General features: G+C 70.2%; 24 protein-coding genes. 12 read left to right on the forward strand and 12 right to left on the reverse strand.

Translation table 11 applies throughout. The features are described from left to right. Window positions 1-20: 20 nt before the first annotated feature. Complete coding sequence (locus tag AB0I12_RS02260; RefSeq protein WP_329000709.1) at window positions 21-281, forward strand: WhiB family transcriptional regulator; 261 nt, start codon at window positions 21-23, stop codon at window positions 279-281. Here the strand turns inward: AB0I12_RS02260 and AB0I12_RS02265 are convergent. From AB0I12_RS02265 to AB0I12_RS02280, 4 genes are all read right to left on the reverse strand, one after another. Next, on the reverse strand, window positions 278-1,126 hold the full coding sequence (locus AB0I12_RS02265; protein ID WP_359923347.1) for a hypothetical protein: 849 nt from the start codon (window positions 1,124-1,126) through the stop codon (window positions 278-280). The two genes, AB0I12_RS02260 and AB0I12_RS02265, sit on opposite strands and share 4 nt — an antisense overlap. After that, window positions 1,083-2,330: a glycosyltransferase 87 family protein gene (locus AB0I12_RS02270; protein ID WP_359923348.1), complete on the reverse strand. Its 1,248-nt coding sequence runs from the start codon at window positions 2,328-2,330 to the stop codon at window positions 1,083-1,085. Before AB0I12_RS02270 ends, AB0I12_RS02265 begins: the two co-directional genes overlap by 44 nt. A gap of 170 nt (window positions 2,331-2,500) precedes the next feature. Beyond that, window positions 2,501-3,751, reverse strand: a complete 1,251-nt coding sequence (locus tag AB0I12_RS02275) for a DUF2064 domain-containing protein (protein WP_359923351.1) — start codon at window positions 3,749-3,751, stop codon at window positions 2,501-2,503. Continuing rightward, window positions 3,748-4,398, reverse strand: a complete 651-nt coding sequence (locus AB0I12_RS02280; protein ID WP_359923354.1) for a glycosyltransferase family 2 protein — start codon at window positions 4,396-4,398, stop codon at window positions 3,748-3,750. The genes AB0I12_RS02275 and AB0I12_RS02280 overlap by 4 nt, the downstream gene beginning before the upstream one ends. Window positions 4,399-4,520: 122 nt before the next feature. On the opposite strand from AB0I12_RS02280, the gene AB0I12_RS02285 reads away from it, so the two are divergent. Then, window positions 4,521-5,219: a response regulator transcription factor gene (locus AB0I12_RS02285; protein ID WP_359923355.1), complete on the forward strand. Its 699-nt coding sequence runs from the start codon at window positions 4,521-4,523 to the stop codon at window positions 5,217-5,219. An 8-nt stretch (window positions 5,220-5,227) separates the two neighbouring features. Continuing rightward, window positions 5,228-6,382 (forward strand): HAMP domain-containing sensor histidine kinase, encoded by a 1,155-nt coding sequence (locus AB0I12_RS02290; protein WP_359923358.1) that lies wholly within the window; start codon window positions 5,228-5,230, stop codon window positions 6,380-6,382. On the opposite strand, the gene AB0I12_RS02295 is transcribed toward AB0I12_RS02290, so the two are convergent. Both AB0I12_RS02295 and AB0I12_RS02300 read right to left on the reverse strand, forming a co-directional pair. Then, entirely contained in the window at window positions 6,362-7,375 is a 1,014-nt protein-coding gene (locus AB0I12_RS02295) for an NAD-dependent epimerase/dehydratase family protein (protein WP_359923361.1), read from the reverse strand. The two genes, AB0I12_RS02290 and AB0I12_RS02295, sit on opposite strands and share 21 nt — an antisense overlap. After that, window positions 7,375-8,136: an S-methyl-5'-thioadenosine phosphorylase gene (locus tag AB0I12_RS02300; protein ID WP_359923363.1), complete on the reverse strand. Its 762-nt coding sequence runs from the start codon at window positions 8,134-8,136 to the stop codon at window positions 7,375-7,377. Before AB0I12_RS02300 ends, AB0I12_RS02295 begins: the two co-directional genes overlap by 1 nt. 116 nt (window positions 8,137-8,252) lie before the next feature. Between AB0I12_RS02300 and AB0I12_RS02305 the strand changes: the two genes are divergently transcribed. The 4 genes from AB0I12_RS02305 to AB0I12_RS02320 are packed head-to-tail and all read left to right on the forward strand — an operon-like array spanning window position 8,253 to window position 10,129. Beyond that, entirely contained in the window at window positions 8,253-8,747 is a 495-nt protein-coding gene (locus AB0I12_RS02305; protein ID WP_359923365.1) for a hypothetical protein, read from the forward strand. After that, entirely contained in the window at window positions 8,744-9,670 is a 927-nt protein-coding gene (locus AB0I12_RS02310) for an RNA polymerase subunit sigma-70 (RefSeq protein WP_359923367.1), read from the forward strand. Before AB0I12_RS02305 ends, AB0I12_RS02310 begins: the two co-directional genes overlap by 4 nt. Continuing rightward, window positions 9,667-9,924 carry a hypothetical protein gene (locus AB0I12_RS02315; protein WP_359923370.1) on the forward strand — a complete coding sequence of 86 codons (258 nt, stop codon included), beginning with the start codon at window positions 9,667-9,669 and terminating at the stop codon, window positions 9,922-9,924. The genes AB0I12_RS02310 and AB0I12_RS02315 overlap by 4 nt, the downstream gene beginning before the upstream one ends. Beyond that, entirely contained in the window at window positions 9,899-10,129 is a 231-nt protein-coding gene (locus AB0I12_RS02320) for a hypothetical protein (protein ID WP_359923372.1), read from the forward strand. Before AB0I12_RS02315 ends, AB0I12_RS02320 begins: the two co-directional genes overlap by 26 nt. On the opposite strand, the gene AB0I12_RS02325 is transcribed toward AB0I12_RS02320, so the two are convergent. Further along, the gene (locus tag AB0I12_RS02325; RefSeq protein ID WP_359923375.1) at window positions 10,130-11,785 is read right to left on the reverse strand and encodes a bifunctional 3'-5' exonuclease/DNA polymerase; all 1,656 of its coding nucleotides are present in this window, start codon (window positions 11,783-11,785) and stop codon (window positions 10,130-10,132) included. It abuts the gene before it with no gap. A 136-nt stretch (window positions 11,786-11,921) separates the two neighbouring features. Between AB0I12_RS02325 and AB0I12_RS02330 the strand changes: the two genes are divergently transcribed. From AB0I12_RS02330 to AB0I12_RS02350, 5 genes are all read left to right on the forward strand, one after another. Continuing rightward, entirely contained in the window at window positions 11,922-13,274 is a 1,353-nt protein-coding gene (locus tag AB0I12_RS02330; protein ID WP_359923378.1) for a PLP-dependent aminotransferase family protein, read from the forward strand. Between the two features lie 73 nt (window positions 13,275-13,347). Further along, window positions 13,348-14,238: a pyridoxal 5'-phosphate synthase lyase subunit PdxS gene (gene pdxS / locus AB0I12_RS02335; protein ID WP_359923380.1), complete on the forward strand. Its 891-nt coding sequence runs from the start codon at window positions 13,348-13,350 to the stop codon at window positions 14,236-14,238. Beyond that, window positions 14,235-14,816 carry a hypothetical protein gene (locus AB0I12_RS02340; RefSeq protein ID WP_359923383.1) on the forward strand — a complete coding sequence of 194 codons (582 nt, stop codon included), beginning with the start codon at window positions 14,235-14,237 and terminating at the stop codon, window positions 14,814-14,816. Before pdxS ends, AB0I12_RS02340 begins: the two co-directional genes overlap by 4 nt. Continuing rightward, complete coding sequence (gene pdxT / locus AB0I12_RS02345) at window positions 14,813-15,406, forward strand: pyridoxal 5'-phosphate synthase glutaminase subunit PdxT (RefSeq protein ID WP_359923386.1); 594 nt, start codon at window positions 14,813-14,815, stop codon at window positions 15,404-15,406. The genes AB0I12_RS02340 and pdxT overlap by 4 nt, the downstream gene beginning before the upstream one ends. 43 nt (window positions 15,407-15,449) lie before the next feature. Further along, window positions 15,450-16,214, forward strand: coding sequence for a YebC/PmpR family DNA-binding transcriptional regulator (locus AB0I12_RS02350; RefSeq protein WP_359923388.1), 765 nt, complete (start codon window positions 15,450-15,452; stop codon window positions 16,212-16,214). Window positions 16,215-16,217: 3 nt separating this feature from the next. On the opposite strand, the gene AB0I12_RS02355 is transcribed toward AB0I12_RS02350, so the two are convergent. The 5 genes from AB0I12_RS02355 to AB0I12_RS02375 all read right to left on the reverse strand — a co-directional run bounded on the left by AB0I12_RS02355 (window position 16,218) and on the right by AB0I12_RS02375 (window position 24,235). Beyond that, window positions 16,218-17,012 carry a hypothetical protein gene (locus tag AB0I12_RS02355; protein WP_359923389.1) on the reverse strand — a complete coding sequence of 265 codons (795 nt, stop codon included), beginning with the start codon at window positions 17,010-17,012 and terminating at the stop codon, window positions 16,218-16,220. A 69-nt stretch (window positions 17,013-17,081) separates the two neighbouring features. Continuing rightward, window positions 17,082-18,080, reverse strand: coding sequence for a rhamnogalacturonan acetylesterase (locus tag AB0I12_RS02360; protein WP_359923391.1), 999 nt, complete (start codon window positions 18,078-18,080; stop codon window positions 17,082-17,084). A 10-nt stretch (window positions 18,081-18,090) separates the two neighbouring features. Next, the gene (locus tag AB0I12_RS02365; RefSeq protein ID WP_359923394.1) at window positions 18,091-20,751 is read right to left on the reverse strand and encodes a Tat pathway signal sequence domain protein; all 2,661 of its coding nucleotides are present in this window, start codon (window positions 20,749-20,751) and stop codon (window positions 18,091-18,093) included. Window positions 20,752-20,756: 5 nt separating this feature from the next. Continuing rightward, entirely contained in the window at window positions 20,757-23,339 is a 2,583-nt protein-coding gene (locus AB0I12_RS02370; protein ID WP_359923397.1) for a Tat pathway signal sequence domain protein, read from the reverse strand. After that, window positions 23,336-24,235: a carbohydrate ABC transporter permease gene (locus AB0I12_RS02375; RefSeq protein WP_355691531.1), complete on the reverse strand. Its 900-nt coding sequence runs from the start codon at window positions 24,233-24,235 to the stop codon at window positions 23,336-23,338. Before AB0I12_RS02375 ends, AB0I12_RS02370 begins: the two co-directional genes overlap by 4 nt. Window positions 24,236-24,238 lie beyond the last annotated feature (3 nt).

Raw genomic sequence — 24,238 nt, forward strand, 5'->3', positions numbered from 1 at the left:
CGAGACTTACCGTCGGAGTCATGAGGCCGACGCTGACCGTGATCGTGGATCCCGCCGACCGCTGGATGAGCCGGGCCGCGTGTATCGGTCAGGCGCCGGCGTACGACGAGAGCGCGTCGCGCTGGGAGCAGCGCAAAGCGCGGGAGCTGTGCCTGACGTCGTGCCCGGTGCTGGCCGAGTGCCGGGAGTGGGCGCGGCGGACGAAGTACACCGGGACGGCCGCCGGCGAGACCCTGCTGTACGGGCGTCGCCGGGGCCACCCAGAGTCGGCTGCGAGTTAGATCCGGCCCGCGACGGCAGCGGCGAGTTTGCCGGCCGCGTCCGGGGACTGCGGGAGGAACAGGTACGGCTCGATGAGCTCGATCTCCATCAGCAGGAAGCGGTCGTTGACCACGACGCCGTCGACCCGGGCGTACGTCGGTGTCGGGCCGGAGGCGGCCAGCGCGGCGCGGGCGGCCTCGAGGACCGCCGCGGGCGGATCGGCCGGCGTCGTCCGGCCGCCGTGCGACTCCTGGACCCGGTAGTCGCCGGTCGCGGGCCGCTTGATCACCGCGTGGCTGAACTCGCCGTCGAAGAACAGCAGCGACCACTCGCCGTCGGACTGGATCTCCGGCACGAACGGCTGCACGAGGTACACCACGTCGGGCAGCTCGTCGAGCGCCTGCTCGAGCTCGGGAGACCCCGCGACGCCGCGGACGGTGTGCAGGGCGTTGCCGCTCACGGTCGGCTTGATCACGATCTGCTCACCGGCCAGCCCGGCGACGACCTCGCGCAGGCACGGGCCCGCCGCGACCTGGGACGGGACGATCGCCACGCCGCGTTCGCGCAGTTCGAGCAGGTACTGCTTGTCGCTGTTCCAGCGGACCTGGTCCGTGGAGTTCAGCACCGGTACGCCGGCCTTGTCGAGCTGGGCGAGCCACTCGGTGAACACGTCGTACAGCCGGAAGTAGTCCCAGACCGTGCGCAGCAGGACCGCGTCGTACGCGGACCAGTCGACCGACGGGTCGGTCCAGACCTCGACCACCGGGTCGAGGCCCGCGGCGCGGAGCGCGTCGAGGAGCGGGCGTTCGTGCGGGTGCAACTCAGCGTAGTCGGCCGAGGTCGCGAGGGCGATGCGTTTCGTCACGCCCGCCAGTGTTGGCGGCGAGAGGCGCTGCGGTCAAACCTGATTCCGCAGCGACCCGGCCACGGAGCGTGAGTGCGATGACAACGATGACGGCGGCGGCCAGCTGGATCAGGCCCTGCCGGGTGTCGTGCCCGAAGCTGCCGTAGGCGAGATACGACGAAACCGGTACGGCGATCCACTCGGGCCGGCCGGCCAGCGCGGCGAGGGCGATCAGCGGGAGGCCGTACCACGGGTACGTCGGCGTGGCGACCAGCAGCGCCGCGCCGTACAGCCAGCAGCACGTGAGCGCCATCGGGTCGCGGCGGGCACGGTGGAAGGCGAGGGCCGCGAGGCCGAGCGCGAGGACGGCGGCGACGACCTGCCGGGCCTCAGGAGGCAGCAGGAGCGCGAGAATCGCCGACCGCGAGCTGCCGTCCTCGAAGCCTTCCTGGTTGAGGTAGCCGGGCAGGAATCCCAGCACCAGGATGCCGACGGCAAGGACATGCGGGACATAGGACGCGCCGAAGGTGCCCAGGGCAACGAGTGGTTTCCGGCGGCGGAACGCGGGGAGCAGCAGCAGCGGCAGGAGCTTCACGCTGCCGGCCGCGCCGAGGAGGATCGCGGCCAGTCGTGGCCGGCGGGCGGCCGTGACCACGGCGGCCGTGACGAGGAGCGCGGCGAGGACGTCGACGTGGGCGGCGTTGCTCGCTTCGAGGGCGACGATCGGTGACCAACCCCACAAGGCCGCCCACCGCGGGTTCTGTACGGCGAGTAGCCAGGTGAGTGCGATCGCGAGCAAAGCGGCTGCCAGTTGCAGGCCGAGCGTGCCGACGGACCCTGGCGTGACGAGCGCGACCACGGTGAAGTACGCCTCGGCGACGGGCGGGTAGATGGTCGGCACGCCCGGTCGGTTGATCCGCGTCCGGGCGTCGTCCACCGGCAGACTCGCCGGGTCCTTCGGGATGCTCGTCACGCCCGACCGCTGATCCGGCGACAACCCCGGGAACAGCACCGGGTCCCGCAGGTGCGCCAACCGATCGTCCAGCGGTACGTAGCCGTACGGCGAATGCCCCGACAACTGCACACGCCCGTCCCACACGTACCGGTAGGCGTCCGTGCTCGTGATCGGCGCGTGCAGCACCCCCGGCACCTGGCACAGCCCCGCCACGACCACCACCGCGCCGACAGTCAACCCGCGCCCGAACCGCCAAACCAACACCCCCACCACCAGAGTCCCCACGGCCAGCACGACGTTGGGCCACCACTGCCGCTCGGCCGCCGCAACCACCGCCGCAGCGCCGACCGCCGCACCACCGGCGACCCAAGCCCTTCTTTGAGCACCGTTCGACCATTTCGACGCCGTTTTTTTGGTTGGCCCGGGCCCAAGGTCGCCGTTCATGCGGTCCGGCGGAGGGTGAGGAAGGCTCGGTGGGGGGTGCGCCAGTCCTCGGTGGGGTGCAGGCGGGTGGCGCGGGCGTGCCGGATCAGGGCGCGCGTGCCGATCCTTGCCCAGGGCAACGGGGTGGAACGGCGTCCGGTGGAGCTGCGCAGCACGATCGGCGTGGTGTCGTCGAGCTCGTCGTCGGGGTCGACCTCGACGAGCACGAGACCGTCGGGCCGAACGAGCTCGGCGCAGCGCCGCAGCAGGTCCGCCGGGTCACCGCCGATCCCGATGTTGCCGTCCATCAGCACCACGCTGCCCCAGCGTCCTTCGCCGGGCAGCCGGTCCTGCACCGGCCGATGCAGCGCAGCCGCGCCGCGCGACGTGGTGAGCGACACCGCACGCGGCGACACGTCGACCCCGAGTGCGGGGATCCCGCGTTCCGCCAGCGCGGTGACGATCCGCCCCGGCCCGCACCCGATGTCCAGCACCGGCCCTTCGCATCGGCTCAGCGCCAGTCGATCCACCTCGTCCGCGGGTGCCGTCCAGCGGTCCAGCTCGGACAGTGACGGTACGGTCCGCCCGTCGGGGCCCGTGGCAACGACCTGCGTCGTACCGCCGAGCGCCTGGTCGAACAGCAGCCCTGGATGCGCTGCGTGCTGCAGCCGCCGATACAGGCGCGACACGCGCAACGACGGAAACTCGGCCGCGAGGTAGGCCGCGTCCCGTGGCGTGTCCATGTCCCGCAACGTCGGCAGCATTCGCACCCGTAATCCCAGCGAGAGCAGCCGCCGGAGCTGGTCCCGCCCGGTGTGGTCGGTCGACATCGGTACGCCGACCAGCGCGCGCCGATCCGGCTGCCGGAGCCCGAGGCACCAGTACCCGCCGTCCTCGGTCAGCCCGAGCACCGCGTCGTACCTGGACCAGTGGAATCCGAGGAGCTCGGGTCGTAGCTGCGGCGTGTCCATCCCGACGAGCAGCATCGGCGTGCCGTCGTACGCGTCCTCGAACGCCGCCGCGAGCCGTTCGTCGAGTCCGCCGCCGCGCTGCTCCACGACCTCGAACCCGGGCGGCAGCCACGGCCCCGGATCGCCCTCGAGTACGACCACCCGCCGCGTCGCGGGCGTGGCCTGGACCGCGCTGAGCGTGTCGACGAGCGACGCCCGCGCGAGCGCCGCGGCCTCCCGCGGGGTGAACTCGGTCTGCAGCCGCGTCTTCACCCGGCCGGGCAGGGGTTCCTTCGCGATCACGATCAGGGTGTTCACCGGGCGAGCACCTTGGACATGTCGCGGACCGCGCGGGCGGCGCCCAGCGGCGTACCGGTGACTTTCGAGCGGCCCGAGCGCGGGAGGTAGTCGACGTCGACCTCCGCGATCCGCCAGCCCGCGTCGGCGGCGCGGACGACCGTCTCGAGCGGGTATCCGGAGCGCCGGTCGGTCAGCCCGAGACCGAGCAGTGCGGTACGCCGGGCCGCGCGCATCGGGCCGAGATCGTGCAAGGCCACGCCCGTACGCCGCCGAATCCGCCGGGAAAGCTCCGCGTTGGCCAGCCGGAGGTGCCACGGCCAGACCTGCCGCGACACCGGGCGCCGGCGGCCGACGATCAGGTCCGCGCGGCCGGCGACGACCGGCGCGACGACCCGGACCAGCTGCCGCGGATCGAGTGAGGCGTCCGCGTCCATCACCGCGACGACGTCCGCGTCGGCCGCCTCCAGACCGGCGTGACACGCGGCGCCGTACCCCTTCGCTTCGCACCGTACGACGGTTGCGCCGAACCCGGCGGCCACCGCGGCCGAGTCGTCCGTGGAGCCGTTGTCGACGACGATGGCGCGGACACCGGGTGGGATCCGTTCGAGGACCCAGGGCAGCGCGGCCGCCTCGTTCAGGCACGGCAGGACGAGATCGACCGACATGCTTCGACGGTAAGGACGGATCCGCGCCCGCGGCGGCCGAACACGACTACGGGTCGCTTACGGCGCACTGCGTTGCGGTGCTGGTGCGGCGGCTGGACGAGCGGAGGATCTACGCTCGGAGCGTGGCTACTCGTGTGCTTGTGGTGGACGACGACCCGACCGTGTCGAACGTCGTCTCGGCCTATCTGACGAAGGCCGGGTACGACGCCCGCGTGGTCGCGGACGGCGCGTCCGCGGTCGAGGTCTGGCAGCAGTGGAAGCCGTCCGTCGTCGTCCTGGACGTGATGCTTCCCGGGCTGTCCGGGCTCGAGGTGCTGCGCCGGATGCGCGCGGCCGACGACGGCGCCGCGGTGATCATGCTGTCCGCGCGCGGCGAGGAGGAGGACCGGCTGGTCGGGCTCGAGGTCGGCGCCGACGACTACGTGGTCAAGCCGTTCAGCCCGCGGGAGCTCACGTTGCGGGTGCAGGCGATGGTACGGCGCGAGGAGCGGCTGGCCGGGCTCGATCTGACGCCGACGAAGCTGAGCGCGGGGCCGGTGATGGTCGACACCGCGGCCCGGCGGGCGTATCTCGACGGGACCGAGCTGTCGCTGACGCATCGCGAGTTCGACCTGCTGGCGTATCTGGTGTCGCACGCCGGCAAGGCGTACACGAAGGCCGAGTTGCTGCGCCGCGTCTGGGGCTGGGACTTCGGCGACTCGTCCACCGTCACCGTGCACGTCCGGCGGCTGCGGGAGAAGATCGAGACGGACCCGTCCGACCCGAAGCTCGTGCTCACCGTGCCGCGCACCGGCTACCTGTTCGCGGGTGACGCCGAGTGAACAGGGACATGGCGACCATCCTGGCACTGACCACCTTGTGGACGCTGGTGGTGGCAGCGGTCGGGGCGGCCGTGTTGTGGCGCTTCCGGCGGCGGTCGTTGCGGATCACGATGATCGTGGCGGCGCTGGCCCCGATGGCCGGCGCACTGGCCGCGGTGCTGCAGAGCGTCCGGGCGATGTTCATCTCCGAGCACGACTCGTGGGTGGTGTTGTGGACGCTCGCCTTCGCGGCGCTGCTCGGGCTGGCGATGTCGGTGCTGCTCGGGCATTGGATCAGCGTCGGGTCGCGGGACGTCGGGCGGCGGTTGCGCCATCTCGGCACGTCGTACGAGCCGACCGAGGCCGTCGGCGGGGCAGTGCCGGCCGAGCTGGCCGCGTTGACCGACGAGCTGGAGATGACCCGGAAGAAGCTGGCGGCCTCGCATCAGCGGGAGCGGGCGCTGGAGACGAGCCGGCGGGAACTGGTCGCGTTCATGTCGCACGATCTGCGGACGCCGCTGGCCGGGTTGCGGGCGGTGTCCGAAGGTCTCGAGGACGGCGTCATCGACGACGTACCGGGGGCGTTGCGGCAGATGCGGGCGACGGTCGACCGGATGACCGGGCTCGTGGACGACCTCTTCGAGCTGTCCCGGTTGTCGGCCGCTCCGCCGCCGCGCCGGCGGTCCGCGGTCAGCCTGCGGGAGCTGGCCGAGGACGTCGCGGGCGAGAACAACGAGCACGCCCGGGCCGAAGGCGTCCAGCTGGCGGTGTCCACGCCGGACGACGACGATCGGCTCGCCGTACAAGGCGATCCGGACGAGCTGACGCGCGCAGTCACCAACCTGGTCGGCAACGCGATCCGGCACACGGCGCCGGGCGGGACCGTGACGCTGGCGGTGGACCGGGAGACCGACGGGCGGGTGCGGCTCGCGGTGACCGACGGCTGCGGCGGGATCCCGGACGACGACCTGGACCGGGTCTTCGACGTCGGCTGGCGCGGCGACGAGCAGCGGACGCCCGAGTCCGTCGACGGCCGGTCGGGCGGCGGCGGTCTGGGACTGGCGATCGCGCGCGGCGTGGTCGAGTCCCACGACGGAAAGATTGCCGTCAGCAACGTCGACGGCGGCTGCGCGTTCCGGATCGACCTGCCGCCGGTGCCGGTGCTAACCGGCCGAGCGGAGTAGGTCCTCCAGACCGGTCTGCAGGTCGTACGCCGGCTTCCAGCCCAGCTCGTCCTTCAGGCGGTCGGACGAGGCGGTGATGTGCCGGACGTCGCCGAGGCGGTACTCGCCGGTGACGATCGGCGCCGGCCCGCCGTACGCGCGGGCCAGCTCGGCGGCGACCTCACCGATGGTGGTGACGGTCCCGGTGCCGACGTTGTACGCCCGGAACGCGGGTTGCTGGGGGAGTGCGGCGGCCGACAGCGTCACCGCAGCCGCGACGTCGCGGACGTGGACGAAGTCGCGGCGCTGACCGCCGTCCTCGAAGACGCGCGGCGTCTCGCCGCGTTCGAGCATCGACCGGAAGATCGCGGCGACCCCGGCGTACGGCGTGTTCCGCGGCATGCCGGGTCCGTGCACGTTGTGGAAGCGCAGCGCGGTGACCCGCCCGCCGGTCTCGCGGGCCCAGGTGGCGGCGAGATGCTCGCCGTTGAGCTTGCTGGCCGCATAGGCGTTGCGCGGATCCGGTACGGCGTCCTCGGTGACAAGCCCCGGGCGGAGCGGCGCTCCGCACAGCGGGCAGGGCGGTTCGAAGCGGCCGGCGTCCAGGTCCTCGGTACGCCGGGGGCCCGGGGCGACCTGTCCGTGCTCGTCGCAGTCGTAGCGGCCCTCGCCGTACACGACCATCGAGCTCGCGTAGACGAGGTTGCGGACGGTGCCGAGGGACTTCAGCAGCACCGCCGTACCGAGGCTGTTGGAGGAGACGTAGTCGTCGATGTCGTCGAGGTGTACGCCGAGCCCGACCTTCGCGGCCAGGTGGATGACGGTGTCGATGCCCTCGAAGGTGCGCGGGTCGCGGATGTCGCCGACGATCAGGCCCGGCCGTGGCTCCGGGCGGTGGGCGTGGACATCCGCGCGGAACGAGTCGAGAACGGTGACCTCGTGGCCCTCGGCAAGAAGCTGGTCGTGGACGTGGCGGCCGATGAAGCCGGCTCCGCCGGTCAGCAGGACTCTCATCAGGCGTCCAGCGAGTGGCGGCAGCTGCAGTCCGCGTCCGGCTTCGGGAGCTGGCCGATGACGTCCTTCAGCAGCTGTTGCAGCCGCTCGATGCTGAGCTTGAAGGCCTCGAAGACCTCTGCCTGGGTGACGCCCGTGCCGGTCTCCACGCCCGCGTCGTGGTCGGTGACGACGGCGATCGACGTGTAGCAGAGCGCGAGTTCGCGGGCGATCGCTGCCTCCGGGGCACCCGTCATGCCGACGACGGACCAGCCCTGTGCCGCGTGCCACCGCGACTCGGCGCGGGTCGAGAACCGCGGTCCGTTGACGACGACCATCGTGCCGTCCGGTACGACGTTGCCTGCGGCAATCACCGTGGCGCGGCCGACCGGGCAGTACGGGTCGGCGGCCGACGTGTGGACCACCGGCGCCTCGTCGTACACGGTGTGCTCCCGGCCCCACGTCCGGTCGACATACTGATCGGGGACCACGAACGTGCCGGGCGTCAGCTCGGGTCTGAGCGAGCCGACCGCACACGGGCCGAGGACCTGGCGGACGCCGAGCTCGCGCAGCGCCCACAGGTTCGCCCGGTAGTTGACGCGGTGCGGCGGGAACCGGTGATCGGCGCCGTGCCGCGGGATGAACGCGACCTCCCGCCCGTCGAGGTCTCCGACCACCGGCGGCTCGCTCGGAGCGCCGTACGGGGTGTCGATCTCGATGGTCTCCGCAGCGGTCAGGAACGAGTAGAACCCGGACCCGCCGATCACGCCGATATCAGCCATGCTGCCGACGCTAGTGCCGCGAAGCGTCGTGACTACCGAGTCCGGACGGACCGTCAGCACTCCGTAATCGCCGGGGCCGTGTGGGGACGGGCGGAGCGGTGAGGTTGGCTTGGGGTGTGGAGATCTCGTGGGTGCTGCTCGCGGTGGGGGTGGTGCTGCTGGTGATCGGCGCCTACGCGAGCTGGACCGCGGGGCGGCTCGACCGGCTGCACCGGCGGGTGGAGCTGGCCCGTGCCGCGCTGGAGACCGAGCTGGCGCGACGGTCCGCCCTGGTCGCGGAACTGGCCGGCAGCGACATCCTCGACCCGGCCTCCGCGCTGCTCCTCCTCGACGCCGCGCACCGCGCTCGCGCTGCCTCGCTGGAGTCACTCGAGGTCCGCGAACAGGCAGAGTCCGCCCTCACCCGTGCGATTCACGCCACCGGCACCGAGGTCGAACCGTGGGCAGGCGAGCTGGCCCTGGCCGTGCGCCGCGTCCAACTGGCCCGCCGCTTCCACAACGACGTCGTCGGCTCGGCCCGCGACCTGCGCCGCCGCCGGCTCGTCACCTGGTTCCGCCTCGCCGGCCGCGCCCCGATGCCGACCACGATCGAACTCGAGGACGGACGATGAGCAGCTTCGAAGCGGACATCGAGCGGTACCGGCACGAGTTGCGGGTGCACTGTTACCGGATGCTCGGCTCGTACGACGAGGCCGAGGATCTGGTGCAGGAAACGTTCTTGCGGGCGTGGCGGGCGCGCGGGGAGTTCGAGGGGCGGTCGTCGGTGCGGGCGTGGCTGTACCGGATCGCGACGAACGCGTGCATCGACGTACGGCGGCCGCGGCGGGTGTTGCCGTACCAGTTGGAGCCGGCCTCGTTCCCCGCGACGGCGTTGCCGGCGCGGGACGACGTGGCGTGGCTGCAGCCGTTTCCCGACGTACTGCTCGATCGGGCCGAGGAACCGGACGCGGTCGCGATCCGGCGGGAGACGATCGAGCTGGCGTTCCTGATCGCGATCCAGCACCTGCCCGCGCGGCAGCGCGCCGTACTGATCTTCCGCGACGTCCTCGGCTGGTCCGCGCGGGAGACCGCGGCCGCGGTGTCGCTGTCCGTGGCTGCGGTCAACTCGGCGCTCCAACGCGCCCGCCCGGTGCTTCGCGAACACCTGCCGTCGCATCGCTCGGAGTGGTCGGCGCGCGGCTCGTCCGACGACGAACGCAAACTGCTGCAGCGCTACCTGACCGCCTGGGACAACGCCGACCCCGCCGCACTCGCCGCGCTCATGCACGAGGACATCCGCATCACCATGCCGCCGTACCCGTTCTGGTTCTCAGGCATCGACGACGCGATCCGCTCCCTGACCCCCAACCTCACCCCGGCCCGCTGGCGCTTCCTCCCCACCACCGTCAACCACCAGCCAACCCTCGCCGCCTACCTCGAACACCACCTCTTCGCCCTCGACATCTTCCGCGTCGAAGAAGGCCGCATCGCCGAAATCACCGCCTTCGAAACCACCGACCACCAGCGCTTCGGCCTTCCGGAGGAACTGCGATGAGATTCATCGTCCACGACGACCCGGTGCTCCGTGCCGACAGCAACTACATCGCGCAGATCGCTCTGGCGCCGTTCGGCTTCGACGACGAGGTCGAGCAGGTCTGGCTCCGCCGAACAGCCGACGCCTCGGCGACGCTGTGCTGCATTCCGTTCCGCGCGTACGGCGTCGCGCTCGGCGACTCCGTACGCCTCCATCGTCACCGAGGTGCTAGCCCGCTCCGGACGCCGCGTGCTGCGCGCGCTGGTCGTCGATGAGCCGGACCCGACGAGGGCCGTCACCGAGCTTCAGCAACGCATCACCGACACGGGCCTGCGATCCGAATGGAGCGGCGACCGGCACGTGGCGATCGATGTCCCACCGGGTCTCGAGCCCTCGGCTCTGCTCGACCACCTTGATGTCGGCGAAGCGGACGGCACCCTGCACTGGGAGTGGGCCGACGTGGCGCCGTTTGCCGTGTGACTACTTCGCGTCGGCGTAGGTTTCCACGGTGGCTGTGGTGAAGGCGAAGTTGGTGGGGGTGGGGCCGAAGGTGAGGGTGCCGGCGAGGTTGCCGGCGGTCTGGATGGCGGTGGTGACCTGGTCGGCTTCTTCGGCGGGGCAGTGCACGATGACCTCGTCGTGCTGGAAGAAGACGAGCTCGGCCTTCAGCGGCGCCAAGGACTGACGGAGGGCGGCGAGGAGCAGCAGGGCCCAGTCGGCCGCGCTGCCTTGGACGACGAAGTTCCTGGTGAAGCGACCGCGGGCGCGGGCATGGCGGGGGTCGGTGGCGGGGATGTCGGCGGGCGGTCCTTCCAGCATGGCCTCGTCCAGAGGATGACCGCTCGGCGGGCACGTGCGCCCCAGGTACGTCCGCACGAGCCGCCCCTCCTCACCCGCGCGCGCCGCGTCGTCGACGTACGCCACCGCCTGCGGGAATCGTTTGCGCAGCATGGCGAGATTCTTGAGCCCGTCGCCCGACGTCTGCCCGTAGATCGCGCCCAGCACGGCGATCTTCGCCTGCGCGCGGTCGCCGGAGAACGCCTGGTCCGACACGGCCTTGTAGAGGTCCCCGGGGTCCGCGGCGACCTCCATCAGGGCCCGGTCGCGGGAGATGGCGGCGAGCACCCGCGGCTCGAGCTGGGACGCGTCGGCGACGACGAGCCGCCACCCGGGGTCGGCGACCACCGCGCGGCGGATCACCTTCGGGATCTGCAGCCCGCCGCCGCCGTTGGTCACCCAACGACCCGAAACCGTGCCGCCGGGCAGGAACCCGGGCCGGAACCGCCCGTCGTGCACCCAGTCGTTCAGCCAGGTCCACCCGTTCGCCGTGTAGATCCGGTAGAGCTTCTTGTACTCCAGCAGCGGCGCGACCGCCGGATGGTCCAGATGCTCGAGCTCCCACTTCCGCGTCGACTTCACCTGGTACCCGGCCTGCTTGAACGCCTTCAGTACGTCGGCCGGCAGCTCGGGCCGCACCCGGTGCCCGAACGCCGCGGAGATCTCGTCGGCGAGCTCGGTCAGCCGTCGCGGCTCGCCCGAACCGGCGAACCGCTCGCCGAGCAGCTCGCCCAGCACCTCCCGGTGCGCGTCCGCGCTCCACGGCAACCCGGCCAGGTCCATCTCGGCGGCGACCAGCATCGCGGACGACTCCGATGCCGTGAGCAACCGCATCCGGTCGGGGTGCTCGGCCAGGGGGTGCCGCCGGAGCTGGTCGGCATATACCCGCAGGAGCGCCTCGAACGGCACCGGCTCGACGGCGATCTCGAACAGCGACGACTGCTCACCCGGTACGACGGCACGCAGCGGCGGATCCGGCGGGACCGGGCCACCGCTGAGCCGGGCCCAGGCCGCGGCCGCGGACCGCGGCTCGCCGAGCCGGCCCTCGTGGCCGAGCAGGAGACCCTCCGAGTTCTCGAGGTCGTAGCACCGCTCGACCCGCACACCGGCGGCGAGCAGCCGCGGGTAGACCTCCGCCGACGAACGCCACACCCACCGCGTGACCTGCGGCCGCGAGGCGACGGACGCGACCAGATCCGGCTCACGCAGGATCTCCCCGGCCGGCTGCCCGTCCGGATGCAGCGCAACGAGCATCGCCCCGCCACCCTCCTCCGGAGCGATCAACCACCGTTCATCCACACCCCGAATCCTCACACCCACGACCGACAGTTCCACACCCAGCACCTTGAGCCTCCACCGACCACTTCGGGCGTGCGAGATTGGTTGGCGGGTGCTCAAAGTCGGACCATGAGGCCAGTTGTGGGAGACTGGACTTATGTGGCGGGCGGGGGATCTGGACGCGGCGGACGGGACCAAGACCGAGCAGGTCGAGGGACTGGTGCTGCGGCGGATCGAGCGCGGCGACCTGTCGATCGGGTCGCGGCTGCCGTCGGAGCGGGTCCTCGCGGAGCGGCTCGAGGTGAGTCGGGTGACCGTCGTCCGCGCGCTGGAGAACCTGCGCCGCGACGGCGTACTGGAGACCAAGCGCGGCTCCGGGACAGTGGTTCGGCCGCTGGACCGCCTGCTGGACCCGGTCGCGCCGGCGTCGACGGTGACAGCGGGGGACAGGCCGGTGCTGGACCTGCGGTTCGCCACCACGGCCGCGCCGCATGACGTGGCCGAGGCGGCGGCGCAGATCGTGCAGGACGGACTGCCGCAGGCCATGGGAGGCGACGGTCCACCGCCGGGTGGCTCACAGGAGCTCCGCACCGCATTGGCCGAGCGCCTGACTGCAGAGGGTGTCCCGACCGAGCCGGAGCAGTTGACGCTCACAGTCGGCGCAGCAGCCGGTTTGAACGCCGCCCTGGCCGGACTGGACCTCGGACCGGGTGTAGCGATCACGGAGACCCCGACGTACCCGGCTGCCTTTGACCTGCTGCGAAAACACCGCCTGGACGTGGCCGGCTGGCCTGCTGGGGTCTGGGACACCGATCAGCTCGCGCACCTGTGTCGACGGCATCGGCCGAAGGTCATCTATCTACAGGCCGACAACCACAACCCCACAGGTCTCAGCTTGCCTGCGGACCGGCGGCAGGCGGTTGTGGAGATCGCACGCCGGTACGGCGCGGCGCTGATCAGTGACGAGACCATGCGCCCGTTGTGGCTGGCGGCCGGGGACCAGGCCGAGCCTCTGAGCCGATACCCCAGGACCGTGAGTGTGGGGTCGCTGTCCAAGACGGTCTGGGGTGGGCTGCGGGTCGGGTGGGTGCGGACGGGCAAGCAGCTGCGCCGGCGGATCAACACAGCGGCTCAGCTCAGCGTGGCTTCACCCAGCGCGCTGGACGATCTGCTGGCCAGGGCCATCGTGCCGAAGCTCGACAAGGTGATCGGCCGGCGGCGGACCAGGCTGCGGGCCAACCTGAACGCGCTGGAGACCGGACTCCGGACACTCGACGGTGTGGCCTGGCCCACCCCGACGGGCGGTATGACGCTGTGGCTGGAGCTGACCGAGACGCGGGCGCGCCGCGTCCTGGAGGCGGCCCGGGAGCAGGGGCTGCTGCTCGGCGCGGGCGACCTGTTCACGCCGGACGCCACCGACCGGCGGCACATCCGGATCCCGTTCACCGCCCCGCCGGCCACGCTCCGGCTCGTGGTGGCCCGGCTGGGAGAGGCGCTTCAGTCCACTTGATCCACGGTGGACTGAAGTTCGGTGCCCGATACCTCCTAACCTGGACAGCGAGCCCCACGATCAGGAGGAAGAAGTGACCGAGAACCAGACCGGTACCGCCAAGGTGAAGCGCGGCATGGCCGAGATGCTCAAGGGCGGCGTGATCATGGACGTCGTGACCGCCGAGCAGGCCAAGATCGCCGAGGACGCCGGTGCGGTCGCGGTGATGGCGCTGGAGCGGGTCCCGGCCGACATCCGCGCCCAGGGCGGCGTCTCCCGGATGAGCGACCCGGACATGATCGACGGCATCATCAACGCCGTCTCGATCCCGGTGATGGCCAAGGCCCGGATCGGCCACTTCGTCGAGGCGCAGGTGCTGCAGAGCCTCGGTGTCGACTACATCGACGAGTCCGAGGTGCTCACCCCGGCCGACTACGCCAACCACATCGACAAGTGGCAGTTCACGGTGCCGTTCGTCTGCGGCGCGACCAACCTGGGCGAGGCGCTGCGCCGGATCACCGAGGGCGCGGCGATGATCCGCTCCAAGGGCGAGGCCGGCACCGGCGACGTGTCCAACGCGACCACCCACATGCGCCAGATCCGCCAGGAGATCCGCAAGCTGCAGAGCCTCCCCGAGGACGAGCTGTACGTCGCGGCGAAGGAGCTGCAGGCGCCGTACGAGTTGGTCAAGGAGGTCGCCGCGCTGGGCAAGCTGCCGGTCGTGCTGTTCACCGCCGGCGGGATCGCCACCCCGGCCGACGCCGCGATGATGATGCAGCTCGGCGCCGAGGGCGTGTTCGTCGGCTCCGGCATCTTCAAGTCCGGCAACCCGGCGCAGCGTGCCGAGGCGATCGTCAAGGCCACCACCTTCTACGACGACCCCGACGTGATCGCCAAGGTCTCGCGCGGGCTGGGCGAGGCGATGGTCGGCATCAACGTCGACGAGATCCCGCAGCCGCACCGTCTCGCCGAGCGCGGCTGGTGACGTCGGCCAAGAGCCCGGGCGGCCTGCCGTCGGTGGACGAGCGGACCGCCCGGGAGCTGCGCGGCCTGGCCCGCGTCCTGGTGCGGTCCGGGTACGCGGACCACGCCGCGATCACGGCTGCGCTGACCGAGGCGGTGTCGGAGGACGCGCCGTCGATGGACGCGGCCGCGCTGGTGCCGCTGCTGATCGGTGAGGCGGTGATGGACCTCAACGAGGACGCCTCCGCCTGGCCGGCGACGACGGACACGGACCGCCTGGACGCCGTGCTGGCCGAGCTGGAGTCGCTCGGCCTGGTCGTGGTCCGGTACACGTCGGACCACCACGCGGCCCGGCAGGCGCTGGAGTCCGCCGAGCAACCGCAGGGGCTGGTGTTCTTCACCGACACCGACGTCTGGCACGCGGTCGACTTCGGGATGCTGGAGCTGAAGCTCTGGCACCCGGACACCGCCAACGTCGCGCCCGGCGAGCCGCTGCTCGAGGACGTGCTCGCACTGCTCCGGCACAACGACCTACCGGCGACGTTCGACGAAGGCCGCATCGAGGTCACCCTGAACTGGCAACGGAGAGTGAACCTATGACCGTGATCGGTGTGTTCGCCCTGCAGGGGAATGTGCGGGAGCACGTTGCGATGCTGCGTGCGGTCGGCGTCGAGGCGGTTCCGGTCCGGCGACCCGCGGAGCTCGCCGCTGTCGACGCGATGGTGCTGCCGGGCGGCGAGTCGACCACGATGGACAAGCTGGCCCGGGCGTTCGAGCTGTTCGAGCCGCTGCAGAAGCGTATCGCGGACGGGATGCCGGTGTTCGGCACCTGCGCCGGGATGATCATGCTCGCGAGCGAGATCACCGGCGGGATCGAGGGCCAGGAGACGCTCGGCGGGCTCGACGTCACGGTCCGGCGGAACGCCTTCGGGCGGCAGGTGGACTCGTTCGAGGCCGACCTGGAGTTCGCCGCGCTCGACACGCCGTACCACGCGGTATTCATCCGGGCACCGTGGGTGGAGCGCGTCGGCCGGGACGTGGAGGTACTCTCGACAGTGAGGACGGGCCCCGCCGCGGGTAGGATCGTCGCGGTTCGCCACGACCGGCTGCTGGCCACGTCGTTCCATCCGGAGATGACCGGGGACGCCAGGCTGCACGGCTACTTCGCCGAGTTGGTCCGCGGCCTCTGAGTCATCTGCAGTCGGTAGCAGCGGTAGAAGGGTTGGGTTTGCCATGTCAGGCCACTCCAAGTGGGCCACCACGAAGCACAAGAAGGCCGTCATCGACGCGAAGCGCGGCAAGCTCTTCGCGAAGCTGATCAAGAACATCGAGGTGGCCGCCCGGATGGGCGGTGGCGACCCTGGCGGGAACCCGACCCTGTACGACGCCATCCAGAAGGCGAAGAAGTCCTCGGTCCCGAACGACAACATCGACCGCGCGGTCAAGCGCGGCTCCGGTGCCGAGGCGGGCGGCGCGGAGTACCAGACGATCATGTACGAGGGCTACGGCCCGAACGGCGTGGCGATGCTGGTCGAGTGCCTGACCGACAACCGGAACCGGGCCGCCGCGGACGTCCGGACGGCGATGTCGCGCAACGGCGGCTCACTCGCCGACCCGAACTCGGTCGCGTACCTGTTCAACCGCAAGGGCGTGATCGTCGTCGCCAAGGACCAGGACGGCAAGTCGCTGTCCGAGGACGACGTGATGGAGGCCGTGCTCGAGGCCGGCGCCGACGAGGTCAACGACCTGGGCGAGTCCTGGGAGGTCGTCACCGAGGCCACCGACATGGTCGCGGCCCGGACGGCGCTGCAGGAGGCGGGTATCGACTACGACTCCGCCGACGTCCAGTTCGTCCCGTCGATGACGGTCGAGCTGGACGCCGACGGCGCCGGCAAGATCTTCCGCCTGATCGACGCCCTCGAGGACAGCGACGACGTCCAGAACGTCTACGCCAACTTCGACGTGTCCGACGAGATCATGGAAGCCGCCAACGCCTGACCGTCACATCCCGAGGGCCTTGCCGTCGATCACCTGAGCGGCCGGCGGGGCCTTCGGCGCGGCGACCTGGTCGTACTCGCTGAACGTCAGCGCGTCCTTGCTCGACGACTCCAGCCGGACCGGGCGTCCGGTGGCGGTGTCGACCCAGAGGGTGCCGTCGGTGTCGCGCAGTCCGATCGCGGTGACACTGCCGATCGTCCGGGGTGCGGTCTTGCGGAGCGTGCCGGTCGGCTCGAACAGCGTGTCGAAGAACTTCGGCTTGCTCGCGAACGCGGCGAGTTCGCCGAGGTCCTTGTCGGTGAGTGACGTCTTGATCCAGCGTCCGCCGACCAGAGCGATCACGGCGTCCGCGTCGGCCTTCGACTCGGTCTGCGCGCGCCAGAACTTGTCGCTGATCTTCAGGTAGGCGGTCTTGCCGAGCACGATCAGCGAGAACGAAGCCCCGTTGATGCTCATGGTGCCCTGACCGCCGGTCTTCGCGAGCCGGATGTCCAGCACGATCCGGTCACCGCCGTCGGACAGCGCACCCTTCATCCGCACGCTGGTCGCGGCCTTCGCGGCGGCCTGCGTCTTGTCCAGGATCTTGCTCGCGGACAGTCCGGCGATGTCGCTCGTCGGCGTACCGGCCGGTGTCGCCGGCGGCGCCGTCGAGGACGGCGCGGCCGACGTCGCTGTCGATGTGGGCGTCGGCGTGGCTCCCACTGCGTCGCTGGTTGCCGGGTCGGATCCCTTGCAACCAGCGAGAAGTATGACCAGCACGCCCACCATCGCGCCGGCCGCCGTACGACGTGTCAGCATCTTGCTCCCCCTCCAACACTGCCCAGTGCAGCTATCAGGGAGATGCGGCCGGCGCGCGAAAAGTTGCGATCAGTTCCAGTAGCGGTCCCCGACCAGCCCCAGCCTGGCTAGCTCGGCCGCGACCAGGCCGGCGTAGACAGTGGCGCCGTACTCCGACGTGTGGGTGTCGTCGCGCTTCTCCCGGGTCAGGTACAGCGCCTTGGCGTCCTCAGGGCCGAGCGCCTCGACGACGGCCTGGGTCCGGGCGGTGAGGTCGATGAGGCCGACCTGCTCGGCCGCCGCGATCGAGCGCATCTCGGCCGGCAGGTCGACGCCCAGGCCGTTGACGATCAGGCCGGTCGAGTTGAGCTTCGTCCCGGTGAACCACCGGCGCACGATCGGCGTCACCAGCACCGGTGTCGCGCCGGCCGAGCGGATGCCGGCGACGAGCTCGGTCAGGTTGGCCCGGTACTGCTCGGCGGTCGTCTGCTTGTCGTTGTGGCCGAACTGCACGAGTACGACGTCCCGCGGGCGGAGCTGCGGTCGCAATGCCGCCCACATCGCCGGCTCGGCGAGGAACGACACCGTGCTCTCACCTGATCCCGAGTGGTTCACCACCGACAGGCCCTGCCCGAAGCGGCTGGGCAGCCGTTGACCCCAGCCCGTGTACGGCGCTGTCTCCTGGTCGGTGACCGTGGAGTCGCCGGCCAGGAACACCCGCCGGGTGCTGACCGGCGCCCGGGTCACGACCACATTCACCGGAGCTGCCCCGGAGACCCGCAGGGTGAGGCCAGGCGTGCCCGGCCCGCCGAAACCGTTCTGCTGCCCCTCCGGATCCCGCACGTTGACCGTGAACCGCAGCACCGGCTCCGAGCTCGCCGACACCACCAGGCGCCGGGCCTCGGCGACTACGTCGACCGGTTCGTGCTCGCGACCGAACACCACCTTTACGTCGTAGTCGCCGGGCGGTACGTCGTACGTACAGACCACCGGAGCTGAGTCGGTGCACTCCGGCGGGACCGCTGCCGCGGCCGTCATCGGTTGTGCACCGAGCGCCAGTACGACGCCTGCCGCGAGCAAACGCACCATGGCGCCCACCTCACGGGTTCACGATCTGGTCGCCGACAAGTGCGAGCGTCTGGATGGCGGCGAGGCCGTAGAGGGCTGTGGTGTTGGTCGAGACCCACTTCGCGGCCTTGGTCGGGTTGAGGGTGGTGGACACGTCTTCCGCGCTCCACGGCAGGTTCGGTGCGTAGCCGTCGCCGGTGTAGAAGTCCTTCCACGCCCGTGCTGCCAAGTCGTCCCGGTCCAGCCGCACAGCGGCGTACGCCGTCAAGCGGGCATGGCCCTGCCGCAAGATCAGGTTGCCGAAGTACGCACCGCATTCCGCCGTCTGCTCGGCGCGAGTCGCGTTGAACAGCCGGCAGTACTGCAGCCATGCCGCCTCGAACGCAGGCATGTCGACCAGGTCGATCAGCTCGGCGCAGATCTCCACCTGGCCGAACATCGCGCTCAGATGCGACACGCTGACGATCTTCTCGGTCACCGACGCGAACCGGCCCGTGTCCAGGTCGTATAGCCCGCTACCGGTGACGAAGCCGTTGGGCATCGCACCGATCGTCTCCATCGTCCCGAGCAGCTTGGCCTTGGCCACGGCCGCCTTCGGGCCTTGACGTTCCCACTCGGTCAGCCAGGCTGCCGCCAGACCGCTCCAGTCCGTACCGAGCCCGATGGACAACGCATGCGGGTCAGGCGTGTACGGCTCGGTCCGGATCTTCCGCAGCGGATCCAGCACCAGGAACGTCTTGTCCGAGTCGACCAGCTCCGACAGCAGGTCGCCCGTACGCTCGTCAGCCGTCAGGTAGTAATAGAACCGCCGGTACACCGCCGTGCTGATCCGCTGCTGCTTCGCGCTGTCCGCCCAGTGCTGTACGCCGTGCCGCGTGCCCAGACCGGCCCACTGACCCAGGTGGTAGACGTCGACCTCACCAGTGTGCCGAGTCATCGCCTCCGCGAACCGGAAGATGTCGGCGCGCCCGGAGCGCAGGAACGCGTACCAGAGCCACAGGTCCGGTGACAGCTCCGAGTTGTCCCACGCGTACCCGCCCACGTCGTACCGCCACACCAGCCGGTCCTCGTCGAACGTGTGCATGATGTCGCCGTAGTCCCAGAACCCGTACCAGTGCCGGGACTCGACCTGTCCGCGGTAGTAGTCGAACAGGAAGTCCAGGTGGTCCTCGATCGACTTCTTGGCGGGCACGGACCGGTCCACCGGGGTGAACAGCCCGCCGAACACCCGAGTGCTCACCAGTTGATCCACCGGGTTGATCAGCTGCGGGGGAGTCCGGACCTGGTCGGCCAGGTCACCCAGCCGGGCGGCCGACGGCGTTGCCTCCAGCGCCCAGAACGTCAGCTCCGACGTCCGGGCGATCCCGTACGGCGTCCCGAACGCGGGCTCGTAGTCCTCGTAGCTGATGTTGAGTCCCTCGAGCTGCTCCGGGTACGTGTCCTGGCCCATGCCGTCGTGGTAGAACCGCGTGTCCATCGCACCGGCCGCCGGCGACCACAGCCACACGGTCACCTCGGCTTCCTCGGTCGCGGCGTTCCGGATGTCGAGCTGGGTGGGATGCCGTTGCCAGAAATCCCTGAGCCCAAAGGCGAATCCGCCGCTGACCCCACCGACGTACCCGAGTCCGGAGGCGCGCTTGCCCTGGTCGACGGAGATCCAGCCGTAGCCCTTCTTCGTGCGTTTGCGGACCGTGAACCCGTCGGCGGTCAACTGGCTCAGCGAGTAGTCGCCCCACTCGGGGATGTACTGCAGCCGCGTCGTCACCCGCTGGTCCCAGGTGGCCGGATCGGGCAGCTTGGTCCCGGCGATCTGCGCGGCGCGGACGGCGGCGCCCGGGTCGCGTCGTAGCCCGGTGATGCCCTTCACGGCCTCGGACACCGCTCCGTGTCCCTCGCCGACGAACCGGACGTGCCGGTCGTACGCCGCGTCGCGCATCGGTACCGAGAACCGCACGCCGAGCCCGGCGACGTAGTCCTTCTGCCCGTCGCGGTCGTAGACGAACGTGTGCACCATCCGCACGTTCTCCGCACCCGCCACGAAGTAGAGCCGGACCGAGAACGGCAACCAGGTCTGGCCTCTGCGCGACTTGTGCCGGCCCTCGACCTTCACCACCGCGCGCACCGGACCGGCCTGTTCGACGGTGACCTTCTGGATGTCGCTCTCGTACTGCTCCCGGACGGCGCCGCCGACCTCGTCCTCGGCGATCTTGTCCTGCTTCAGGTTGACGAGCACACCCTTGTGCGCGATCAGCACGTCACCACGCCAGATCTGGCTGACCACCTCCGAGCCGCTCTTGCGGATGCGGGTGCGGATCACGCCGGTGTCGACGTCGACGTACAACTTCTCGTTCTTGACGGTGACGGGCCGCGCGGGCGCGGTCGCCGTACCGGGGCCGAGTGTGTACGACTCGGCGGGTGCGTCCACCGCGATGGCGTGTGCGCTCCACTTGAGCGAGCCGTCCGGCCAGTAGGCGGTCGGCCAGCTCTGCAGTGGTACGTCGGCGCCGTCCGCGGACTTGAGGGCGAAGGACTGGTTCGCCGGTACGACGCCCTTCGGCCACGGCGTACCCCAGGTGGTGACAGCCGCTGTGGTGGGCTTGCCTTCGAGCCAGCTGAGTTTGACCTCAGAGGCTTCGGCAGCCGCGGCCGGTTGGATGTTGTCGAGCAGGGACACCGCAGGTACTGCGGCCATACCCGCTAGGACCGTACGTCGGGAGACCTCCATGCTGCTCCACCTCTGTCAGGTCTGTGTTCGGAAATCAGGGAAAGGTTTTGGATCGCTGCCAGCGCGTACTGCGACGCGCCGTTGGTGCTGATGAACGCGGCCTCGTCGACCGGCATCAGGGCGCCGTCGACCGGAGTGGTCCGCCACTCGGCCTCGCGTTGCAGGGCGTTGCGGTTGAGCTGATCGCCTTCGTCGACGAAGAACCTGCGCCAGGCCAGCTGGGCCAGTGCTGTGTCACCGGTGCGCGCGGCGGCGTACGCGGCGAGCCGGCTGTGGGCTTGGACGAGTGAGATGCCTTGTAGCGGTTGGCCGACGGCTGCGGCCTGCTCCTCGGGCGAGAGCAGGTACAGCCGGCAGTAGTCGAGCCATGCCTTCTCGAACCCGGGTACGTCGAGGTCCAGGTCGATCAGCTCGGAACAGATCTCCGGCAACCCGAAGAGCGAGGACAGGTGCGAAACGGCAATGCCTCGGCGGCTGGTGTCGAACCGGCCGGTGGTGAGGTCCAGCCGTGCGTTGCCGGTCAGGAAACCGAAGTGCAGTGCGGCGATGTCGGTCATCGTTCCGACCAGGCGGGCACGGGCGCGCTCGTCCCCGTGCCGCTCCCAGCGCGTCAGCCATGCGGCGGCCAGCGCACCCCAGTCGACACCCAGCTCGATGGACAGCGCACGCGGGTCCGGGGAGTAGACGTCGGGCCGCACCTTCCGCTGCGGGTCGACAGCCAGGAACGCATCCTCGATGGACACCAGCTCGTCCATCAGGTCGCCGGTCCGCTCGTCTGCGGTCAGGTAGTAGTAGAAGCGCCGGTAGATCGCGCTGGAGATCCGCACCTGCTTGCAGCTGCAACCCCAGTGCTGCACGTTGTGCCGCGACCCCAGGCCCTTCCAGCGACCCAGGTGATGCACGTCGACCTCACCGGTGTGCCGCGTCATCGCCTCGGCGAAGCGGAACACGTCAGCGCGGCCGGTCCGGAGGTACTGGTACCAGAGCCACAGGTCCGGTGAGAGCTCGGAGTTGTCCCAGGCGTATCCACCAACGTCGTACCGCCACGTGTGCCGGTCTCGGTCGTAGGTGTGCATGACGTCGCCGTAGTCCCAGAACCCGTACCAGCGGCGCTGCTCGCGCTGACCGACGTAGTACTGGAAGAGGAAGTTCAGGCGGGCCTCGATGTCCTGATGGTCCGCTGTGGGCAGACTCCAGGTGCCGAACACACCTGCCTGCAACAGACGCGCCGGGGCGACGGTGAGCAGTCCGGGGGAGTTGAGCAGCGCTACGTGCTCCGACAGCTCCTCGGCCGACGGTGTGGTGTTGTGGACGCGCAGGGTCAGCTCATGCGTGCGAGCGATGCCGTGCGCGTTGCCGAAGCCTGGCTCGTAGTCCTCGTAGGTGATCTCGAGCCCTTCGAGCTGCTCCGGGTACGCGTCCTGGTCCATGCCGTCGTGCCAGTAGCGCACGTCCATGGCCGGCGCGCTGGGCGACCACATCCACACGGTGGCCGTCGCTGTCGCCGTGGCCGCGTTGCGGATGTCGAGGCGGGTCGGGTGCAGTTTCCAGAAGTCACGCAGTCCGAAGCCCAGCCCGCCGCTGACGCCACCGACGTACCCGTACCCGGGGGCTCTGGTGCCGGACGGGACGGTGACCCAGGCGTGTCCTTCGCCGGTGCGCTTCCTGAGGGTGAAGCCGTCCGCGCTGGTCTGGTCGAGTGTGTAGTCGTTCCACTGCGGGACGAGGTGCAGGCGGTCGGCCACCTCCGGGTTCGGGATCGCTTCGACGGCGCGGCCGGCGACCTGCGTACGGCGTACCTCCTCGCCCGGATCGCGGCGCAGACCGGTCAGGCCGCGCACCGCCTCGGTGAGGAAACCGGACGGACCGGCGAGCCGGATGTGGCGGTTGTGGGGCTCGTCGCTCATCACCACGTCCGCGCTGAGTCCCAGGCCGGCCAGGAAGTCGCGATCCGGATCGCCGTCCCAGACGAAGCTGTGCACGACCCGTACGTCGCTCGCGCCGGCGTAGAAGTACAGGCGGACCGAGAACGGCAACCAGTCGCCGTGCTTGCCTTCCAGCCGGACGACGGCGCGCACCGGGCCGTCCTGCTCGACAATGAGATTGTCGACAATCGCTGTCGTCTGCTGCCTGGTCCGGCTCGCGTCGTCGTCCGGCGCGTCCTGCCGCAGGCTGACCAGCCGGACGTCGCGGACGATCTCCCGATCATTGTCGACAATCGACGCGATCAGGCCGGGTTTCCGCAACGTCCAGGTGATCGCACCGGTCGTCACCCGTACCTCGTCGCCGAGCCGCTCGACGTGCACGGGTGCCGCGGGCACGGCGGGGTCGCCGACGACGAGCTCGTACGAGGACTCCGGGCGCTCGGACGGCCCGATCGCGTGCGCGGACCATTTGACCGAGCCGTCCGGCCACGTCGCGGTCGTCCAGCTCTGCACCGGCGTACCGTCGGCGAGCGCGAACCAGGTGCCGTCGGCAACCGTTCCGCGCGGCCACGGGACGCCCCACGTGACGCCTTGTCTACAAGGAGTTTCGAGCCAGTGCAGTGTCGTCATTCCTTCACCGATCCGATCAGCACGCCCTTCGCGAAGTGCTTCTGCAGGAACGGGTAGAAGAAGAGGATCGGCAGCGTCGCGACCACGACCACGGCGAACTTCAGGCCCTGCTCCGGGAACGTGACCGTCTCCAGCTGCTGCAACACGTTCGCGGAGTCCGCGTTCGCCGCGGTCAGCTGGCGGACGATCATCTGCAGCGTCCACTTCTTGCTGTCGTCGATGTAGAGAAGTGGCGACATGTAGTCGTTCCAGATCCCGACCGCGTAGAACAGCGAGAACGTCGCGATGATCGGCTTCGACAACGGCAGCACGATCCGCAGGAACACGTTCAGCTCGTTGCAGCCGTCGATCCGGGCCGCCTCCTCGAGCGCCTCCGGCAACTCCTGGAAGAAGCTCTTCACCACGATCAGGTAGAACGGGTTGATCGCCAGCGGCAGGATCAGCGCCCAGTAGCTGTCCAGCAGCCCGAGATCCCGCACCACGAGGTACGTCGGGATCATGCCGCCGCTGAAGACCAGCGTGAAGATCACCAGGTTCAGCACCAGCGCGCGCCCCGGCAGGAACCGCTTCGCGAGCGGGTAGGCCATGGTCAGCGTCAGCAGCAGCTGGATCACCGTGCCGACGGCGGTCACCGCGACCGTGGTCAGCAACGCCCGGACGAACGTGTCGGTCGAGAAGATGTAGTGGTAGGTGTCGGTGACGAACTTGTGCGGCCACAGGAAGAACGGCCGCGAGCTGATCTCGGACTCGGTCGCGAACGACCCGGCCAGCACGTAGAGCAGCGGCAGCACCGTCACCAGGGCCAGTGCGGTCAGCACCACGACGTTCAGGACGTCGAACACGCGACTGCCGACCGAGTCGTAGTACCGGACTCGCTGCTTCATGACGGGTTTCATCGT

Origin of the sequence: Kribbella sp. NPDC050459 (assembly GCF_040655315.1) — a bacterium.
GTDB lineage: Bacteria > Actinomycetota > Actinomycetes > Propionibacteriales > Kribbellaceae > Kribbella.